General features: G+C 63.5%; 20 protein-coding genes. 9 read left to right on the top strand and 11 right to left on the bottom strand.

Translation table 11 applies throughout. The features are described 5' to 3' along the window. The first annotated feature begins 47 nt into the window (after window positions 1-47). From M3I53_RS18530 to M3I53_RS18520, 3 genes are all read left to right on the top strand, one after another. Window positions 48-479: a hypothetical protein gene (locus tag M3I53_RS18530; RefSeq protein WP_254317343.1), complete on the top strand. Its 432-nt coding sequence runs from the start codon at window positions 48-50 to the stop codon at window positions 477-479. An 85-nt stretch (window positions 480-564) separates the two neighbouring features. Continuing rightward, a complete protein-coding gene (locus M3I53_RS18525; protein WP_254317342.1) occupies window positions 565-978 on the top strand; it encodes a hypothetical protein in 414 nt (137 codons plus the stop codon). 157 nt (window positions 979-1,135) lie between these two features. Next, window positions 1,136-2,488, top strand: coding sequence for an MFS transporter (locus M3I53_RS18520; protein ID WP_254317341.1), 1,353 nt, complete (start codon window positions 1,136-1,138; stop codon window positions 2,486-2,488). Between the two features lie 29 nt (window positions 2,489-2,517). On the opposite strand, the gene M3I53_RS18515 is transcribed toward M3I53_RS18520, so the two are convergent. After that, complete coding sequence (locus M3I53_RS18515; RefSeq protein ID WP_254317340.1) at window positions 2,518-3,264, bottom strand: GNAT family N-acetyltransferase; 747 nt, start codon at window positions 3,262-3,264, stop codon at window positions 2,518-2,520. A gap of 457 nt (window positions 3,265-3,721) precedes the next feature. Next, window positions 3,722-4,609, bottom strand: coding sequence for a class I SAM-dependent methyltransferase (locus tag M3I53_RS18510; RefSeq protein WP_254317339.1), 888 nt, complete (start codon window positions 4,607-4,609; stop codon window positions 3,722-3,724). A 467-nt stretch (window positions 4,610-5,076) separates the two neighbouring features. On the opposite strand from M3I53_RS18510, the gene M3I53_RS18505 reads away from it, so the two are divergent. Together M3I53_RS18505 and M3I53_RS18500 are read left to right on the top strand one after the other, a co-directional pair. Continuing rightward, the gene (locus M3I53_RS18505) at window positions 5,077-5,271 is read left to right on the top strand and encodes a hypothetical protein (protein ID WP_254317338.1); all 195 of its coding nucleotides are present in this window, start codon (window positions 5,077-5,079) and stop codon (window positions 5,269-5,271) included. A gap of 75 nt (window positions 5,272-5,346) precedes the next feature. Continuing rightward, the gene (locus tag M3I53_RS18500) at window positions 5,347-5,574 is read left to right on the top strand and encodes a hypothetical protein (protein ID WP_254317337.1); all 228 of its coding nucleotides are present in this window, start codon (window positions 5,347-5,349) and stop codon (window positions 5,572-5,574) included. A gap of 67 nt (window positions 5,575-5,641) precedes the next feature. Here M3I53_RS18500 and pstS read toward each other — a convergent pair whose 3' ends face one another. Then, the gene (gene pstS, locus M3I53_RS18495; RefSeq protein ID WP_254317469.1) at window positions 5,642-6,658 is read right to left on the bottom strand and encodes a phosphate ABC transporter substrate-binding protein PstS; all 1,017 of its coding nucleotides are present in this window, start codon (window positions 6,656-6,658) and stop codon (window positions 5,642-5,644) included. Window positions 6,659-7,026: 368 nt separating this feature from the next. Between pstS and M3I53_RS18490 the strand changes: the two genes are divergently transcribed. Then, a complete protein-coding gene (locus M3I53_RS18490) occupies window positions 7,027-8,730 on the top strand; it encodes a hypothetical protein (protein WP_254317336.1) in 1,704 nt (567 codons plus the stop codon). Between the two features lie 71 nt (window positions 8,731-8,801). On the opposite strand, the gene M3I53_RS18485 is transcribed toward M3I53_RS18490, so the two are convergent. Then, window positions 8,802-9,689: an NAD(P)H-binding protein gene (locus M3I53_RS18485; protein WP_254317335.1), complete on the bottom strand. Its 888-nt coding sequence runs from the start codon at window positions 9,687-9,689 to the stop codon at window positions 8,802-8,804. A gap of 204 nt (window positions 9,690-9,893) precedes the next feature. Here M3I53_RS18485 and M3I53_RS18480 point away from each other — a divergent pair, with 204 nt between their 5' ends. Beyond that, window positions 9,894-10,760 carry a helix-turn-helix domain-containing protein gene (locus tag M3I53_RS18480; RefSeq protein WP_254317334.1) on the top strand — a complete coding sequence of 289 codons (867 nt, stop codon included), beginning with the start codon at window positions 9,894-9,896 and terminating at the stop codon, window positions 10,758-10,760. Window positions 10,761-10,804: 44 nt separating this feature from the next. Here M3I53_RS18480 and M3I53_RS18475 read toward each other — a convergent pair whose 3' ends face one another. From M3I53_RS18475 to M3I53_RS18455, 5 genes are all read right to left on the bottom strand, one after another. Then, the gene (locus tag M3I53_RS18475) at window positions 10,805-11,788 is read right to left on the bottom strand and encodes an MDR family oxidoreductase (protein ID WP_254317333.1); all 984 of its coding nucleotides are present in this window, start codon (window positions 11,786-11,788) and stop codon (window positions 10,805-10,807) included. Window positions 11,789-11,834: 46 nt separating this feature from the next. Continuing rightward, the gene (locus M3I53_RS18470) at window positions 11,835-12,470 is read right to left on the bottom strand and encodes a TetR/AcrR family transcriptional regulator (RefSeq protein ID WP_254317332.1); all 636 of its coding nucleotides are present in this window, start codon (window positions 12,468-12,470) and stop codon (window positions 11,835-11,837) included. 58 nt (window positions 12,471-12,528) lie between these two features. Beyond that, the gene (locus M3I53_RS18465) at window positions 12,529-13,542 is read right to left on the bottom strand and encodes an SLAC1 anion channel family protein (protein WP_254317331.1); all 1,014 of its coding nucleotides are present in this window, start codon (window positions 13,540-13,542) and stop codon (window positions 12,529-12,531) included. A 119-nt stretch (window positions 13,543-13,661) separates the two neighbouring features. Next, on the bottom strand, window positions 13,662-14,249 hold the full coding sequence (locus tag M3I53_RS18460; protein WP_254317330.1) for a flavin reductase family protein: 588 nt from the start codon (window positions 14,247-14,249) through the stop codon (window positions 13,662-13,664). A 131-nt stretch (window positions 14,250-14,380) separates the two neighbouring features. Next, a complete protein-coding gene (locus M3I53_RS18455) occupies window positions 14,381-15,331 on the bottom strand; it encodes a DMT family transporter (protein WP_254317329.1) in 951 nt (316 codons plus the stop codon). A 116-nt stretch (window positions 15,332-15,447) separates the two neighbouring features. Here M3I53_RS18455 and M3I53_RS18450 point away from each other — a divergent pair, with 116 nt between their 5' ends. Further along, on the top strand, window positions 15,448-16,254 hold the full coding sequence (locus M3I53_RS18450) for a helix-turn-helix domain-containing protein (RefSeq protein ID WP_254317328.1): 807 nt from the start codon (window positions 15,448-15,450) through the stop codon (window positions 16,252-16,254). An 87-nt stretch (window positions 16,255-16,341) separates the two neighbouring features. Then, window positions 16,342-16,560, top strand: a complete 219-nt coding sequence (locus M3I53_RS18445) for a hypothetical protein (protein ID WP_028207581.1) — start codon at window positions 16,342-16,344, stop codon at window positions 16,558-16,560. A gap of 86 nt (window positions 16,561-16,646) precedes the next feature. Here the strand turns inward: M3I53_RS18445 and M3I53_RS18440 are convergent, their stop codons facing one another. Continuing rightward, window positions 16,647-17,840 carry a porin gene (locus tag M3I53_RS18440; RefSeq protein ID WP_309249531.1) on the bottom strand — a complete coding sequence of 398 codons (1,194 nt, stop codon included), beginning with the start codon at window positions 17,838-17,840 and terminating at the stop codon, window positions 16,647-16,649. 129 nt (window positions 17,841-17,969) lie between these two features. Then, window positions 17,970-18,261, bottom strand: a 292-nt coding sequence (locus M3I53_RS18435) for a cytochrome c (protein WP_254317326.1), incomplete at its 5' end; no start/stop codon positions are given.

The following is an 18,261-nucleotide window of genomic DNA, read 5'->3' as shown; positions in this document are numbered from 1 at the left end:
AATACCCCCGTTTACGACCGCTCACATGAATTCTGGAGGTAGCGCGCGTGATTTTCATCGTAGACGCGCGCCTCATTCTTCGGGGGCTTTCAACGTGCCCTCAATCCCGGCCTTTTCCGCACCAGGGCGGTCATTCGCAATGCAATGATTTCGGCGCAAACGTTTGGCGTCCTCAACTATATGGACGTGCCGCCGTTCGCTTGGTGGCCCGGCCTAAAGTTCGCGTAGCCGTTGCCGAAATACCGTCCATGGCGCGCAAACATCCCGACTATCCCGACAAACCTCCCATCTGGGCAGAGGCGCGCGCGCTCGAGGCAAGCATTCGCGCCATCCGCCGTGCGCAAGGCAAGAAAAACCCCGAGGACTTCCCGGCGGGAAGTCCTGAATGCACGGCTGCCATGGATGAATTCGTGCGTGACGTCTGCCGCGCCCTCGAGATCGATATCAACACGCTCGGCAAGGACTCCGGCGACTTTTAAGGTGCTGGGGGCCATTCGTTCCCTTCTCGCGCGGGAATGCGTTTTGCGAGTCCGCAAGATCGATGGCGAATTCACGAGGTTGCGCGTGAAAACGACTTTTATGCTCGCGTTGTCGTCATGTCTCGGCGTGGCGGTGCTCACGACGCAGCCCGCACATGGCGCAGATCCTGCCCTCACGCCCACGCCTGACGCCGCGCCGCCGTGCGGGAAGCTCATAGGGACAAACGCCGCGGGCGGCTTCGCACTGCGCAGCGGCGAGCCGGTCGATTTCGTTTCCGAGGGCCAGGCCACGCATGGCACGCTGCTCGTCTTTAGCGATGGACCCGTATTTCGCGCGTACTGGCAACCCCAAGGCAGCGAAGAGAAGTACGCACTAGCCAACGCCGGGCCAGACAGCGTGCGCCTCGTTTCGACGCCTCCGCAGGGCACACCGACCGGTGGCGCCCAGCCCGGGGTCGCCACACAGCCCCTGCAAGTGCTGTCGTGTCCGAAGCTTTAGTTCGGCTGTCATGCCGTTTGCGGTCGATGTCCCACCATGTGAACCACCCTTTCGTATCGGGTTGCGAGCGACTAGTCTTTAACGATTCCAAACGGACGAACGGTCCGGCCCGTGATTGGCGCACCGCGCAGCGGAGCCGGCCTCGAAGGAGACAGAGATGGAGCTTGAAAACCGCACCATGGCGCGCGTGACGGCAAGGCTCGTGCCGTTCCTGATCCTATGCTATTTCGTGGCGTATCTCGATCGGGTCAACGTCGGTTTTGCTGCATTGCAAATGAACAAGGCACTCGATCTTTCCGCGAGCGCGTTCGGTTTTGGCGCGGGGATTTTCTTCATTGCCTATTTCTTCTTCGAGGTGCCGTCGAACCTGCTGCTCGAACGTTTCGGCGCAAGGCGCTGGATCGCGCGCATCATGTTCACGTGGGGCATTATCGCGGGCGCGATGGCGTTCATTCCGGATCTCGCCCGCATCACTGGCATGTCGAACGCGCACGTTTTCTACGGACTGCGTATCTTGCTCGGTATCGCTGAAGCGGGTTTTTTCCCCGGCATCATCTTTCTGCTTACCCTGTGGTTTCCCGCCAAATATCGCGCGCGCGTGGTGGGCTATTTCATGGCGGCCATTCCGTTGTCGACGGTGATTGGCGGCCCGGTATCCGGATCGCTGCTTTCGCTGGACGGTAGAGGGGGGCTGGCGGGCTGGCAGTGGGTCTATCTGATCGAGGCAATTCCTGCGGTCCTGCTCTCCGTGGCCGTGCTGTTCTATCTGACCGACAAACCCGCCGACGCCGGCTGGCTAGCCGACGACGAGCGCCGCTGGCTCGTCGATCGCCAGGCGCAGGAACGACGTCATCGGGAGAAGGTGCGCTCGTTCAGCGTGCTGGAGGCGCTGATCAATCCGCGCGTGCTGGCGGTGGCGCTGATCTATTTCGGTGCGAATGCAACCAATTACGGTCTCAGTTTCTTCCTTCCGCAGATCGTCAAGGCGTTTGGGCTCACGAATGTGCAGACAGGCTTCGTCACTGCGCTGCCTTACGCGGTGGGCGTCGTTTCTATGGTGCTGTGGGGTCGGCATTCCGACCGTCGGCTGGAGCGCAAGCGTCACGTCGCATTCGCGCTGGCCGTCGCGGCCGCCGGTATTGCGGCTGCCGCGGGACTCGATAATCCGGTGCTCAAGATGCTCGCGCTTTCGATTGCGGGCTTCGGTATTTTCGGCTGCCTGCCGGTGATCTGGACGCTGCCGGCCGCGTTCCTTTCGGGCGCAGCGGCGGCCGGCGGCATTGCCGCCGTCAATTCGCTCGGCAATCTGGCGGGTTTTTTCGGCCCCTACGCGATGGGCTGGATCAAGGACAGCACGGGCGGCTTCGGCGCAGGCCTGCTATGTCTTGCGGGAGCCGGGCTCGTGGGCGCGGGCGCGGCGCTCGTCCTCCCTCACAACCCGGCGCTCGAAAAGCTTGACGATTCGCCGCAAAGCGAAACACACGGGGAGGGCGGTGCGGTGAGGCCGTGAGCGGCGCCTATGCATTGCACGCTATTCGCTCATCTCAGGCGCGCCATCACAAGTGTCGTGAGTTTTCGATAGACGCGCCTCGCCTGGGCCCACGACAACGCCAGCTCGATGAGCCGCCCGCGTGCATTGAGCACGACGATGCGCGATTCGTGCTTTGTTTCGCGATCCGCCCAACGTACCTTGTAGTCGCCATGCAGCGGCCGGAAGTCGAAATCGCGGCCATGGGCCTGGGCCCATTGCGCAATAAATTCGATCAGCAGGTTCCCCACAGAAAACACGCTGAACGCTTCGTCATAGGTGGTGATCAAATACTCGACGCTGCGCGTGCCGACGAGATTGACCGACGCCGCCACCGGTTGCCCATTGACCTGCACATAGGCGACGAGCGGCAAGGTGGTCAGGTCGGTTCGCCTGGCAAGGTCTATGAAGAAATCGCGTACGCGGTCGTCCATCAAATAGGGCGATTCGATTCCGCGCTTGAGGGCCCATTGGCGTTTATTGGCGAATAGCCACCTCAAAACGCGCTCAGTGTCCTCGGCGCTGTTGCACCATCCAAAACTGACTTCCCCTTCGCGCCGCAGCCGCTTCACGCTCGAACGCAGCGCGGCGCGCAGGGTCGAGTGCCGCGTTGCAAGGAAATCGTTCCACGTGGGCGCAGCGCGCAGGTCGATCGAATAGCCGGGCATTACGCGCCAACGCTGCGGCAGCGCGCGCTGCACCCAGGACTGTGGCGCGGCATCGAGCGCATGCTGCAGCGTGCTGCCGTTTTCCAGCATCGGAATGTGGAGTACGTCGGCGTGAATCCGCAAGACGGCCTTGACCGCCGCATCGTAAAGCTCTGCGCGGCGGGTGTCGGCGATCAGCGGGCCGCCGTATTCCTCGCCGCATCCGCAGCCCAGCGCCCGGGCCGTTCGCCACGCGCCTGTGCGCGTGATTACAACCGGCCATAGTGCCAGAAGGTCACGCGCATCATGAACCGTCGCGACCTCGACCTTCGCGCCGCTTTTCAGCGCCGCCTCGACGGCTGCCTCGCAGTAGGCGTAGCTGATGAAAGGCGAATACGGCTCGGTCCCGGATAAAAGCGCACGCCATTGGGGTTCGAATGCACGAAACGCATCGACGGTCTCGCACGTGCGCACCGCGTACCGGAAGGAAGCGGCCGGCGACGACTCGTATATCGCCACGACGGAGGTCGGCACTTGCGTCTCCTGAATGAATTCGTGGTGCTGTGATTCAGCCTTCAATGGAAGTGCTGAGGCGGTCTTTAGTCGTAATGCGGCGATTGCGGTCCGCGAATTTGTCAGGGCGCGCGCCGCGCACGCTTTGCCAGACGACGACGTTCTCGTGGTCCTCAGGTCCGAAGCCGACTTCGTCGTGACCGTACGGAAATACGCCGGCGAACCAGCGCTGCAACTGGGAGGAGCCGTCGAAGACTTCGCCGCACACGGGATTATCGTAGACGATGAAAAGATGCTCGATGGTGCCGCTCGTGAGGCCCGCTTCGAGTTTCTGGAGCAACGACGCCATCAACTCGGGTCCGAATGGATTGAACAGAAAGACGACCACGTTGCCCGACGGCACCTGCAAATCGGCGACGTTGGCGTGCAGTGCGCGTATGGGCGGCCGTTGTGGGAAGCGCCGCGCCATGACGGTCGCGTTTGCGTTCGCCGTTCGCACCAGATCCGCGCTGATGTCGTAGCCCAGCGCCAAAGAGAATGGATACTCGGAGGCGACGATCATCGGCCGGCCTTTACCGCAACCGATGTCCATGAACGTATAGCCGGTGATATCGCCCAGGGTGTCGAGCGCGCGGCGGATGATGGTCGGCTGCGAGCCCATGTAAGGCCTGAGTTGGACGGCCAGATCGGCGTCGCGCTGCAGCGCGTTGGAATCCACCAGTCCGCTCGTATTCGTTCCGTACAGGAGATCGATGGGGTGGCGCCGCAGACAGCCGGAGTACACCGCGCGCAATACCGGAACGCGAATGCAGAGGCGCCGTATCGGCGGGATGAACATTGCGCGCTGCACGCTGTCGGGCAACCGGGCCACCACATTCAGCAACGGTTGCTTGAGTGCGCGACCGAGCGCGAATCGGGGGCCGCCGGGTGTCGTTGTTCGCATGGATCGATGCGCTGTGAACCTTCTGGGGAGGGATTGCGATCCATCATGATCGCGCGGTGCGTCGCCAGGTCGCCGCCATTCATCGGTTGTATTTCGACAAAAAGGCCTGAATTCGTGGCTTACTAACGAGTGTCATATGGCCGGCGTAGTGTGGCGAGCAGAAAGCCGGATCGTCATGGATGGCGTGCCCTTTTTCCCGTCGTCGTGCGAAAGCGCTTTCATGGCGACTGCCTCAATACTCTCCCTGATGTTTCCGCCTTATTTTCCGTGCCTTAATGAGCGTTCTCGCGTGGTTCGGCGAAAATCAATGCTCCGGCTTTGCAAGGTATCGGTGCGGGTGGGTCTCCAGGTTTTTGTCTACGCAATACTCAACTGGAAGAGGCGAGACGATGAACGCGCGAGTAGACGCTGAAGCGCGCCGTAAGCGGTATGCAATGCACCGCCTTGGGCTAGCAATGAAGAGGCTGATGAATGCCGAAGCAGAACCTGAAAAATTGATGGCGACGCGCTGGGTGAATGCGTGGAGCGCTTCCGTCGGCGAGCGCTGGTTCGCCGCAAGCCCATATGGCAGGCTGAGTCAGGCGGCGTTAATGCGTGCCCCGGTAAACGGCACGACAGCGTCCCGTAATGTCCGGAAATCAGGACGGCAATCGTCAATATGAAACAAAACGCATATTTAATTGACCAATGGGGCCGCGAGACGATATTGTCATAATTTAGACATTTCCGCGTTTACCTTGGCTCTTGCAGAATACGAAACCACTCATCCCCTGAACATCGAACTGGGTGGCGTGAACTACGCGGGTGCTTACCGCGTCATGGCCGGAAGCGTCATCGTGTACTTCGAAAACGAAATCAAGTTTGCGCAGTACGGGACGAATCGCCCCGAGATCATCGCGCGCTGGGTGTTGACTGACCTCTGCCGTAAATCCGATTCCCGCAGGCGCAAAGCAGGCAAGCGTTGATTCGCGCGCGCCGTCACTGAACTCTGCCCACGTTTGCTCATCCATCCAGGCGACGCGTTTGTGGGCGCTACTGCGTGCCAACGGCTTTGGCTGCGACGGCGTCGGGTTTATCGCCGTGCCATTGCGCGCGGATCTTCGTGACGACCACGGCAGGCAGCGGAATATAGTCCAGCGCCTGAATCGTCGGCTCACCGTGCGTGAGCGCCCAGTCGAAAAACTTCAGCGTTTCAGCGTTGCGCGGCGAGCCGTCCGGGGTCGCCTGCAACAGCACGTAGGTCGCGCCCATCACGGGCCATGCATCCTTGCCCGGCTGATTGGTGAGCACCTGAAAGAGCGAGCTTGACCAGTCCGCATTCGCGGCCGCAGCGCTGAATGTATCGATGCCCGGCTCCACGACCGCGCCCGCCGGGTTGGTCATCGCCGTGTAGGTCAGATGATTCTGCTTCGTGAAGTCCCAGGCGACATAGCCAATCGCGCCGGGCAGGTAACCCACGAACGTGGCGACGCCCTCATTACCCTTCCCGCCTATCCCCAGGGGCCAGTGAACGTTGGTCCCTTCGCCGACCTTGCGTTTCCATTCGGGGCTGACCTGCGATAGATAGTGCGTCCAGATCAGCGTCGTGCCCGAACCATCCAGACGCCGCACGACGGCGATCGGCGTGTTGGGCATCTTGATCTTCGGATTGAGCCGCACGATGGCCGGGTCGTCCCAGAACAGAATCTTGCCGAGAAAGATCTGGCCCAGCACTTCGCCGTTCAGCATCAACTGCCCGGCCTTGATGCCCGGAAGATTCACCACCGGCACCACGCCGCCGATCGCGGTGGGAAACTGCCGCAATCCGTCCTTGCTCAATTGCTCGCTCGAGAGAGGAGCGTCGGAGCCGGCGAAGTCGACCGTGTGCGCCACGATTTGCTTGATACCGTCCGTGGAGCCGGTGCTGCGATAGATCACCTTGCCGCCGCCGGACTTCTGGTAGGCGGTGGCCCAGTGCGTGTAGAGGGGCGCGGCGAGCGTGCTGCCGCATCCGGTCACGCCGTCGGCGCGGGCCGACAACGTGCAAACGCCGCAAACTAACGCGGCAATCAGGGGGCGCAATGGTCTCACAAGCCTCTCCCGTTATTCATGTTCTCTGGGAAGTCGCGGAGGCTATCGGGTCCGCGTAGTGTCAATTACAGGATGATGACAGGCAGGATTCAAATTGAATCCCGCTATCGTGCGGCGGTTTTATGACGAAGCGTCGCGTGCGGGCGCACGAACGGATAATGAGGATAACAAACGAAATTTTCCCGCATCGAAGACAGGCTGAGTGTCTGGATTTCCGCAGAGGAAAACGCCTGAACCGCGCCGCATGACCTGCAACGAATCTTTCACAAAATTTCGCTACGGTAAGCGGGATTGACCCCCAGTTCGTCCTGACAAAACGCTTGTAATTCCTTTCGGAGACGCTACAGATGGCCATCAATACGCTTCGCTCAGCATTTTGCGGCGCTGGTTTTGCCGCACGTCCTTCCCGTCTTGCATTTGCCGCTGCTCTGGTTTGCGCCAGTGCAGGCGCATCCGCTGCCGGCCAGGATACCGACACGTTTTTCGGCGGTTCGGGCCTGCTCGTCGTGAGCCGCGGTGTCTACGACAATGTGTCGAGCAACGTCACCCCGGGCATGACGCTGCCGCCCAATTGCAACAGCGCGCAGGCGAGCTGCCCCACGGGCGGCGCGCCCACTGACGGCACGTATCCGGCCGTCTGGAATAACGTGCTCTACGATCCGAGCTTCGGCATCACGGCGCGCATTTTCCTCGATACCATTACGCCGGGCGGCCAGGTCGTCCACACGCTGGAAGTGCCCAACAGTCTGCACCCGGGCCATGGCCACGACCAGCTCGTGACGAGCTTCAGCTCCAAGTCCGAACTCGCGCTCAACCTCTCGAGCGACGGCCGTTACCTGACTTTCATGGGCTACGTTGCGCCGGTCAACACGGTCGACGTATCGAACTCGAATACGCCGGGCGCGATCGATCCGACGAATCCGGACGGTCAGGCGTTCTATCGCGCGGTGGCGCGGCTCGATGCCGAAGGGCACTTCTCATTTACGGAGACGAATGCATACAGCGGCAATAACGGCCGAGCCGCGTTGCTCAACAACGGCAACGACAACGGCGAAGGCAACGGCTTTTACTACACGGTGGGCAACGCAGGCAACGGATCGAACCCGCAGCCGGCAGGCGTGATTCTTGGGGCGGGCGCGCAATTCATCGCGGCGACGCACCAGCATGAGGCGCAGCAAACGCCCGGCACGCCCACGCCGCTCGCGAGCTTCTCGGTCACGCAACTCGGGGCGAAGGCCGACAAGGTCGGCAAGGACGACAATTACCGCGGTCTCACCGTCTTCAACAACGTGGTGTACTTCACGAAGGGCAGCGGCGGCAACGGCGTGAACACGGTGTACTTCGTCGACACCACGGGCAAGGCGTGCCCCTCGGGCGGCGTAGGCGTGCCGGTGGCGGGCGCGAAACTGCCGTCCAATCCGCTTGCGTACGACGCCTCCACGTTGACGACCAGCGGCCTGCCGAGCAACGTATGCGTGCTCGCGGGTTTCCCGGCTACGCCGAACAAGACGGCGACGACGCTCTCGTATCCGTTCGGCCTGTGGTTCGCCAATGCGAATACGCTCTATGTGGCCGACGAGGGCGATGGCTATTCGGGCGGCACGGACCTGTACACGCACGCCGCGCAGCAGACCGGTGCGGGCCTGCAGAAGTGGGTGTACAACGCCGCAACGAAGTCGTGGAAGCTCGCGTACACGCTCCAGAACGGCCTGAATCTGGGGACTTCGTACACCGTGGCCGGTTATCCGGTGGGCACGAACAGCGCGACCGGTTTGCCGTGGTCGCCCGCCACCGACGGCCTGCGTAACATCACGGGCCACGTCGAGCAGGACGGCACGGTCACGATCTGGGCGATCACCTCGACGGTGAGCGGCAACGGCGACCAGGGCGCGGACCCGAATCGCCTCGTCGCCGTGCGCGACGTGTTGCGCAACACCACGGCTTCGGGTGCTGCGAACGAGCGTTTCGTGACGCTGCGCAACGCGGGCTTCGGCGAAGTGCTGCGCGGGGTGTCGCTTGCGCCGGGCGGCCAGTTCGGCAAGTGGTTCTGATCGCCGCGCAGTCATGCACTAGAGGCCGGGCGTGCGGAGCGCCCGGCTTTTTTGTCATCGCGGCGTGCGCGCTATTGGCTGTTGAATTTCGCAACGAGCGGGCCGAACACGTCGCTTAGCGCAGTCGTGCCGAAGCGCCGCTCGCTGCGGCTTGCTTCCACGTCGATGCGGCCGGTGTTGTAGACGTCGTAAAGATCGGTGATGAGCCGGCCGTGTTTCTCGCCGAGTCCGGCTCTGAGAAGCATGGGGGCCCACGATTCGCGCGGCAGCGCATGAGGCGTGATCGTGCGGCCGCTCGCGGCGCTGAGCGCCGCCGCGATGTCGTTCACGCTGACCCTCTGCGGTCCTTCAATGCTCACGATTCTCGGCGTGCCGGACCGGTGCTGTTCGAGCAGCAGCGCGGCGCTTGCCGCGCCAACGTCCTGTGCGGCGACCGTGGGAAAGCGGCGCTCCAAAGGCAGATGGAGGCTCGGCAGCGTACCGGTTGCGAGCGCGCCGGGAATGAACGCCGCCCAGTTCTGCATATGTTCCGCCGAGCGCAGCAACACCAATTGCGTGGCAATGGGCTTCAGCTGCTTTTCCAGGTAGTGATACAGCCGCGTGATGCCGGTATTCAATGGCAATTCCGCGCCATAGTCGGAAATGGCGAGCAGCGTGGCGGGCGGGTTTTCGCGCAGGGCGTCGGTCGCGACGTCGATCATCGTGCGCATGGTCGTTTCGGGATCCGTATCACCGGATGGAACGGGGCATAGCAACTGGACGGCGTGAGCGCCCTTGATCGCGGCCGCGACCGACTGCGCGTCGGCCAGATCGGCGAGCACGATTTCGCAGCCCAGCGCCGCAAGACTCTCGCTCTGGCGAGCGTGGCGCACTACGGCGCGCACGGGCTTGCCCGCACGGCGCAACGCGGCGGCGGTGACGCGCCCGGCTTTTCCCGCTGCTCCAAAAATCACGAACATGATCGCTTTCTCCTGGTGTGCGTGGTCTGCGTCATCGTAAGCAGACGAACGCCGTATGGCGCGCAGGAACGGATGGCGTTGCGCAGAATCGGATGATTGAATACGTCCACCATGGCGCGGTGCGCGAGCGTGGCCGGAATCCAGTAAACTGGCCGCAAACATCGCACGAATTCCCGCACGGCTTGAGCGTCGAAAAGGATTGCCATGAGCGCACTGACTGCAGATTCGCACCGGCACGCTGGAACAAGCGTGAGCCTGCGTTCGAGCGCCGGATTGGGCTGGCATGGCGGTGGCGCCGAACTGCTGCGTGTGAGTGCGGGGCAGCATCGCTTCCCCGCAATGGCGTACCACCGCATTGGCATTCATGTCGGCACGCCGGTGCGTGCGCGATGCGCGTGCGACGGCCGCCGTCAATCGCGGCTTCAGGCGCACGGCGACGCGGACGTGGTGCCCGCCGGCGTCGAAGGCGAATGGACCGATGATGCGGCGTGCACGATTCTGCGCGTGTGGTTCGACGACCGTTTCGTGCGATCGATTGCGGAGCAGATGGAGAACCCATGGGGCAAGCGCGAGATCCGGCCGCATCTCCAGTTGCGCGACCCGCGCATCAATTCGCTGGCGGGCGCGCTGCTGGCCGAAATCGATGCGGGAACGGCTTGCGACCCGCTATTCGCCGAGAGCATTTCCACTGCAATGGTCGTGCGGCTGCTCGGCGGCACGGGCGCATCAGAAGGCCGGGGAGCCGCCGTGCTTACGGCACACAAAGCGGCGCGCGTGACCGATTACATCGAAAGCCATCTCGATCAACGCCTCACGCTCGGCGAACTCGCAGCACTCGTCGACCTGAGCGTGCCGCATTTCAAGACCCTGTTTCGCGAAACGCTGGGTATGCCCGTGCATCAATATGTCGTGCGGCGGCGCGTCGAACGCGCGAGGGCGCTGCTCATCGAAGGCAAACTCAGCCTGAGCCAGGTGGCACTCGAAGCGGGGTTCGCGCACCAAAGCCATATGTCCCACTGGACGACGCGACTTCTCGGCGTCACGCCGCGCGCGTTCGCGAAGGGTTCGTGAACGCGGCGAGATCGTGAGGCGTTGAATCGCCGCGGCTGCGCACGTTACCGGTTGACGTCCACCACTAGCCGCCCGCGCACCTGTCCGGCGAGCAGATCGCTTGCGGCCGCAATGGCCTCGGTCAGGCCGATTTCTCGCGTAATGGTGTCGAGCTGCTTCAGATCGAGCGTCTCTCCCAGCGCGTGCCAGGCTTGCTGCCGCTGCGCAAACGGACGCGTGACGCTATTGATGCCGAGGAGGCTCACGCCGCGCAGAATGAATGGCGCGACCGTCGCGGGAAGATCCATGCCTTGTGCCAGGCCGCAGGCAGCCACCGCTCCATCGGCGCACAGGCTCGCGCAGACATTTGCCAACGTGTGGCCGCCAACCGAATCGATCGCGGCAGCCCAGCGCTCTTTCTGCAGCGGGCGGCCCGGCTCCGATAGCGAGGCGCGGTCGATGACTTCGACGGCGCCAAGTTGCTTCAGATACTCCGCCTCTTGCAGCCTGCCGGTCGACGCCACCACGCGATAGCCTCGGCGCGTGAGCAGTGCGATGGCAAAGCTGCCCACGCCTCCGCTCGCGCCCGTGACCAGCACGTCGCCATGGGCGGGCGTGATGCCATGCCGCTCCAGCGCGAGAATGCAGAGCATGGCCGTGTAGCCGGCCGTGCCGACCGCCATCGATTGCCGCGGCGTGAAGCCTGCCGGCAGCGCAATGAGCCAGTCGCCCTTGACGCGCGCCTTCTGTGCGAGCCCGCCCCAATGTTGTTCGCCAACGCCCCAGCCGTTGAGCACCACCGCGTCGCCCACCGCGTAGGCAGGGTTCGCGCTTTGCGCGACTGTTCCTGCGAAATCGATGCCCGGAACCATGGGAAAACTGCGAACGACAGGGCCTTTGCCCGTGATCGCGAGGCCGTCCTTGTAGTTGAGCGTGCTGTAGCCGACCTCGACGAGCACGTCGCCTTCCGGCAGGCGCGCGTCGTCGAGGTCGGCAATGCGCGCTTCATACGATCCGGATTCCTTATCGATCAGAATGGCCTTGAACATGATGGATCCTGCTCCTGAAACAGTATACGGGTGGCGTTGCCGCGGCTCACGCGCGAGGCAACCCTGCGATGAAACCTCTAAAAAATGTATCGAGCGGAGCCGCGCTGCGCACGAGCCTCGCACGCAGCACCGCGCCTTCCCAGCCTATCCAGAAGAAAGCGGCGAGTGATGCAAGGTCGATGCGCCTGGCGAGCACGCCTTCGCGCTGGGCCTCGCGCAGGCACGACACGATGCGCGCTTGCCAGCCCTGCAGAATGCGTTCGAGCGTGTCGCGGAAGTCGTCGGGCAGGATGTCCACCTCTACGCCGAGGTTGCCCACGAGGCAGCCGCGTGTGTAGTGGTGACGGGCCATGCCTTTGCTGGCGTCGTCTACGAAGGCGCCGAGCCGCTCGAGAGCAGGGCGCGTGTCGTCCTGCAGCCAGCGGTCGAGCTTCGCGCAGAAGTACGCGTCGTACGCGGTCATCAGTTCGCGCCCGAACGCTTCCTTGCTGTCGAAGTAGTGATAGAACGAGCCCTTGGGGATGTTCACCCGCTTGAGCAGGGCATCCAGCCCCGTGGCCGCGAAGCTCTGTTCGGTCAGCATTTCCATGCCGGCCCGAATGAGCGTGTCGCGTGTGTCGGCGTGCGCGCGCGGATCTTTCGGCGGCCTGCCGCGGCGCGGTTTGGCGATGATCGGTTCCATGTGGCCGATATTAGACCGATTGTCTATGAAATTCAAGCACGCAGTTGTGTTCGAGCTGCTAGCGGGCCAGCGCTTCCAGTTCTCCCCGCAGCACGCCCCACAATGTGCGGCCGGCCAGCAGGAGCAGTAGCGGCGTGACCGTCGCGAGCAGAAAGATCGCGATGCCGTGCGTGATGGGGCTCGGAGCATGATCGGCGTAACGCTCGGCGCAACTCACGGAGCCCGCGAGCGGAAAGCTCACGGCCCACCACGAGAGCCGGAAGGGGCAGGTGATCGCGAGATAGCGCAACCGGCCGACGAGCACAGTGAGCAGGAACAGCGTGAGCATGTAGAGCGCATCGGCGAAGCGGTCCACTTCGCCTGTCACGGTGACATAGGCCGAGAAGCCCACGGCAAACGGCGCGAGCAGAATGAGGAGCGTCGGCTGCAGATTGTTGGCCATAGGCTCCTCGAACATGAGACGCGAAAAAATCAGCGTGAAAAGCGGCACAGCGAAAAAGAGGCCCACGGCGAGCGCGAGCATCAGGACGCCGTTCACGCCCGTGATCTCGATGGCGGGCGTGGCGAGCGGTATGTCGATGAGCCCAACGACGGGCACGATCCACGCGGGCGTGGCGTGGGACGGATGCTGACGTTGACTGAGCCAGCGCATGATGACGAACCACGCAAACACGATCATGCCGATCGCGCCGACGATCCACACAGCGCGCGCGAACGGCACGCTCATGTCGGCAAGCGGGATGGGCAACAGAAGCAGGCTGATGAACAGGGTCCCGAAGAGATTGCCCGCGATGGGATGATTGAATTCGGCTTTCACGGCATCGGGGCCGGTGACCCATTTCACGGCGTACCCGAAGCCGATCATCAGGAACGCCAGCACGGCGAGCACGCCGATCAACTGCGCGATCCATAGCGGCATGCCGTAGATGCGGTGCGCGAGCCGCCACGCCGACGAGAGCCCGGCAAGCCCCATGACCGAGCCGAACAGCGCGACGGGCAGGTAACCGAGTCGTCCGGCTTGCGCGGTCGCCTTGGGGCTGCCAAATGATGCCGGCGTATCGAGATCGCTCATGCGTGGCTCCTGGCCGTTTGAAAACACGCCGTTGGATGTTTTCAAATATTTGCAATGCTAAATAATTGCGGCGATTCCCCGCCACACGCGATCATAGCGGGCTGATCGCGTTGGCGCGCTTACACGAGTTCGCGTGCCTTGATCGTGTTGCCGGCGCGCACGAAATTGCCGGCGCCCAGATGGTGGATCGTGTGCAAGTCCGCGTTGCTGCTGTCGAGTTCCCAGTGGCCATTGCGGAAGACACGCGGGTCGGCCGCGGCAGCGATGACTTCGGCGAAGCACGTGTCGTACGCGTCTTCGGTGTGCTGTTCGGGAATCAGGCGACATTCCATCCACGCGCAGCAGCCTGCTTCGAGCAGGGGCAAGCCGAGCTTCGGGCCCGTAATGGCGGCGATATCGAAGCGCTGGAACTTGTCGGTCTCGCGGCCGCTGACGCTGCCCACGGCGTAGGTCAGATCGATTGCGGCGGCGCCCGGAATGATCACGCCGAACGTGCCGCTCACGTTGATGAGTTCGCGCGTGAACGTGCGCTTGTCGATCACGATGGCGATGCGCGGCGGTGTGAATTCAACGGGCATCGACCACGCGGCCGCCATGACGTTGCGGCGCTTGCCGTCGTTGCTGGTGACGAGCACGGTGGGGCCGTGATTGATGAGGCGGCTCGCGTGTTCGAGCGCTACGGGCGTAAAAGTCGAGAGGGTTTGCATCGGGTGCCGGATTCGCGGTGAGTCGGAACCCGAGCGACTTTACCTCAGAAACCGCAGGCATGCGGCGAGACGTCGTCACGCCAACCGAAAAACCGTAGATGCCGCGTAATGCGGGTACTTTGTAGATCGAATCAGGAAGCATGGGCGCCGTTTGCGTTGGCCGCACGGCGGCCGAACGCCTGGCGGACCCAGCTCTGCGCATTCACCACCAGCAGGCCGAGCAGCACGAGTGCCGAGCCAAACAGGAACGCGGGCTCCACGCGCTCGTGCAGCAGCGCGACGCCGAACGCCACGCCGAACAGCGGCGTCATGAACGACAGTATGCCGAGGCGCGCGGCCAGATAGCGGCGAAGCAGCCAGAACCACACGAGATAGCTCACGAACGAGACGAGCAAGGTCTGGAATGCGATAGAGGCCAGGGCGAGCGGCGTGCCGTGAAAATGCGCCTGGCCGGTCAGAGCCGCGCACGGCAGCAGCACGACGAAAGCGCCCGCCAGTTGATAGAAGAGCGTTTGCGTGGCGGGCGCCTCGCTCAGGCGGCTCGTCCGCACGACGACGGTGGTGAGCCCCCACGCCGCGCCTGCGCAAAGGCCCATGAAGTCACCGAGCAGCCACAACGGCGAGCCCGGTATGTCGGCGCCCAGCAGCGCGGGGCCGAGGAACGTGATGGCGATGCCTGCGAAGGCGATCGCTATGCCGCCCCATTGCAGCCGCGCGAGGCGCTCGTCGGGCAGGCGCAGATGCAGGCCGATTGCCGCGAACATCGGCGCGGTATAGAGAAACACGGCCATGTGCGAGGCATTGGTCCAGCGCAGGCCCATGGCCACGAACACGAATTCGAGCGCGAACAAGCCGCCTGTGACGAGCCCCGCGCCGCGCGCCACGCCCGGCAGCCAGCGCTCGCGCGAAACGAGCTGGTTGAAGAGCCACACGAGTGCCGCCGCCACGCCCGAACGCAGCCCGATCTGCAGCATGGGCGCGATGTCCCCGGCCACCGCCTTGATCGCGGCCTGTTGCAGACCCCATGCGAGGCAGAGCGCCACCATGATGGCCGCGGCCGTTGCGTCGACTTGCTTTCTCATTGCGGGCTCACTGATTTGAAGGATTCGGCTGAAGTTTGTTGGCAGTGGGCGTAGTATTGATGCGACGGGATGCGCGCATATAGCGCAAAACTGACAATCGATAGCCCCAGACCGCCATGCCCAAAACACCTGCCCGTGCTCGCCCGGCGCGCTACCTGCGCCTGCCGCCCTTCACCGACGTGCTGCCCACGCCCGTGTTCTTCCGCATGGAGCACATGCCTTCGCATGCCACGTATCCGCAGATGTGCCACCCGTGGGGCGAGTTCGTCTACGCGTTCAGCGGCACGACCGAGGTGAAGGCGGGGGACGAGCACTACATCACGCCGCCGCATCTCGGGCTGTGGATCGCGCCGGGCACCGAGCACGTGGGCTTCAACGAGCAGGAGACCGTGCATTGCTCGGTCTACATCAGCCGCGACCTGTGCACGCGCATGCCGGCAACGAGCTGCGCGGTGATGGTGTCGCCGCTCGTGCGCGCGATCCTCGAGCATCTGCGTGTGACGCTAGCGGAGGAGGAGGGCGAAGCGCAGCGCGCGCGTTTGTTGCGCGTGCTCGTGGATCAGCTGTCGACCTGCGCGACCACGGGCAGCTTCGTGCCGCATACCGACGACGCCGATCTCAACGCTATCCTCCAGGTGCTACGGCAGAATCCCGCCGACAATCGCTCGCTTGCAGAGCTTGCCGTTGCGTTTCACATGAGCGAGCGCACGCTCATGCGCCGCGCGCAAAACGAGCTGGGCATGTCGTTGACGGAATGGCGCCAGCGCATCCGGCTCGTCGACGCGCTGCCGATGCTGCATGCGGGGCGCAGCGTCGAAGCCGTGGCGCTGGATCTGGGGTACGCCACGTCGTCGGCGTTCATCGCAATGTTCCGACGATTGACGGGTACGAGTCCCGGGCAGTTCGTGGCGCGTACGCGCTGAGCATAGGGTTGCGCGCAACGATTACCAAACCTCACGAAACCCCACAAAACCCTAAAGATTCCCCGTGCGCGCGCCGTTAGAGCAAGCATGAAAGCCCTACTCACCCAAACCGACGCGCGCTTCATCCTGTCGATCGCCCTCGAGCTGGCCGAGAGCCAGGCCGCCGCGGCCGGGGTTCAGCTCGAATCGGCGGCAGGATCGGCGATTACCGACGACGTGATCGTCGCCACGCTCTCGCAGTTCGCACCGACCGTGACGATCGACGAGTTCTACGGCCTGCTGGATCGGCCCGAGGTGCTGCACTGAAAGGCGGCGCGGCTGAAAAAAACAAGCGGGTGCTCATGGCATGAGCACCCGCGATTTCGTTGCGCAAGCAACGAAGCTTTAGATTATTAGAACTTCTGACGCAAGCCCACGCTCACAATGGCTTGCGATTGCGTGGCCGACGAGTGGCCGTTGCCCTTGTCGGAGACCGAAGCGGTCGCCGCAACCGGATTGCCGGCGGCGTCGAGCGTCATGCCCGATGCGTGCTGGTAGCCCGCGAGCATATACACCGTCGAGCGCGTCGAGAGATCATAGGTCGCGCCCACCGAAATGTTGTGGTACTGCGCGTCTTGATCCACGCCTTCCACCGCGCTGCCCCGCGTATAGCTGTAGCCCGCAAACAGATGCGTGCGCGGCTGCACGTTCCACTGCGTGAAAACGCCCGCAATATTGAAGATCGCTTTGCCCGAGAACAGCGAATTCGCGCCCGAGCGATATTGCACGTTGCTGTAGTTCACGCCGACCACGGCGGGACCGAAGTCCCACGTTGCGCCCGCCGCCACCACCTGCTGCGATTGCGCGCTCGCATAGCCTTCGTTGATCGACGAGTTGAACGTGCCGTCGTACGTGCCTTGCCACTTGCCGTAGGTGGGATCGTCGAGGCCCGTCTTGCTGTTGTCCGAGCGTTCATAACCCACGCCCATGCGCAGCGGGCCGTTTGCATAGCCCGCGCCCACGCTCCAGGTGTTCTTGCGCTTCATGCTGCCCGCCTGGCCGCCGAAACCGTACAGCGCACTGAACGTGAATCCCCCGTAGTTCGCGCTCGTGTACTTGATCGAGTTGTCCACGCGCGTGGTCTGGTCGAGGTCGTCGATGTCGCCCGGATGCGCGCCGAAGCCGCCGATGAAGTTCACGGGCGCAACCGGCCCGACGAAGTCGTCGAGCGAGGTGTACTGGCGGCCCATGGTGAGCGAGCCGTAACGCTGGTCCGCGAGGCCCACGAAGGCCTGGCGGCCGAACAGGCGCCCGCCCTGGCCCGAGCTGCCGTTCGTGATGTCGAAGCCGTCTTCGAGCAGGAAGATGGCCGCGAGACCGTTGCCCAGGTCTTCCTTGCCCCTGAGTCCCCAGCGGCTGCCCGAGAGGTTGCCGGTGGAGAGGCCCGCGTTCGAATGGCCCGTGTAAGCGCCGGTGGTGCCGGTGCGCTCGTTGCTGCGATACGTGATGCCGGCGTCGGCAATACCATAGAGCGTGACCGAGCCTTGCGCCGAGGCGATGCCGGCGAGCGAGAACAGGACTGGTGCGGCGAGCAGGTGTTTTCTCATCATTTGTTGTATCAACGTCTAAAGATCGCCTGTTGAGCGATTTCTGGTTATGCGCGCACACGCCTGCGGTCTCGCGAACGAGACCGCAGGCGTGAAACGCGGGGAGGGAAAAGTGCTGCGCGGGGCGCGTTAGTGCTTGAGCGTTGCGCCAGGCGGCAGCCCCGGCGTGCTCACGGTGACGGTCTTGCGGACCTTCGCGACGTCTTCTGCGCTCACTGGCGCGCCGGTGTTGCCCCAGCTCGCACGCACGAAGGTGGACACGTCGGCCACTTCCTGATCGGATAGACGCCAGCCGAACGCCGGCATCGTGAACGACGAGGGCGACGATTTCGTGCCTTCGAGGGCGCTGCCTGCCAGCAGCACGTGAATCAGCGAAGTGGGGTCCTTGCCCTGCACGACCGGGTTGCCGCCGAGCGCGGGG

The sequence above is a fragment of the Paraburkholderia sp. CNPSo 3272 genome (assembly GCF_024206495.1).
Taxonomy (GTDB): Bacteria; Pseudomonadota; Gammaproteobacteria; order Burkholderiales; family Burkholderiaceae; genus Paraburkholderia.
This window is presented reverse-complemented; position numbering and strand designations above follow the sequence as displayed.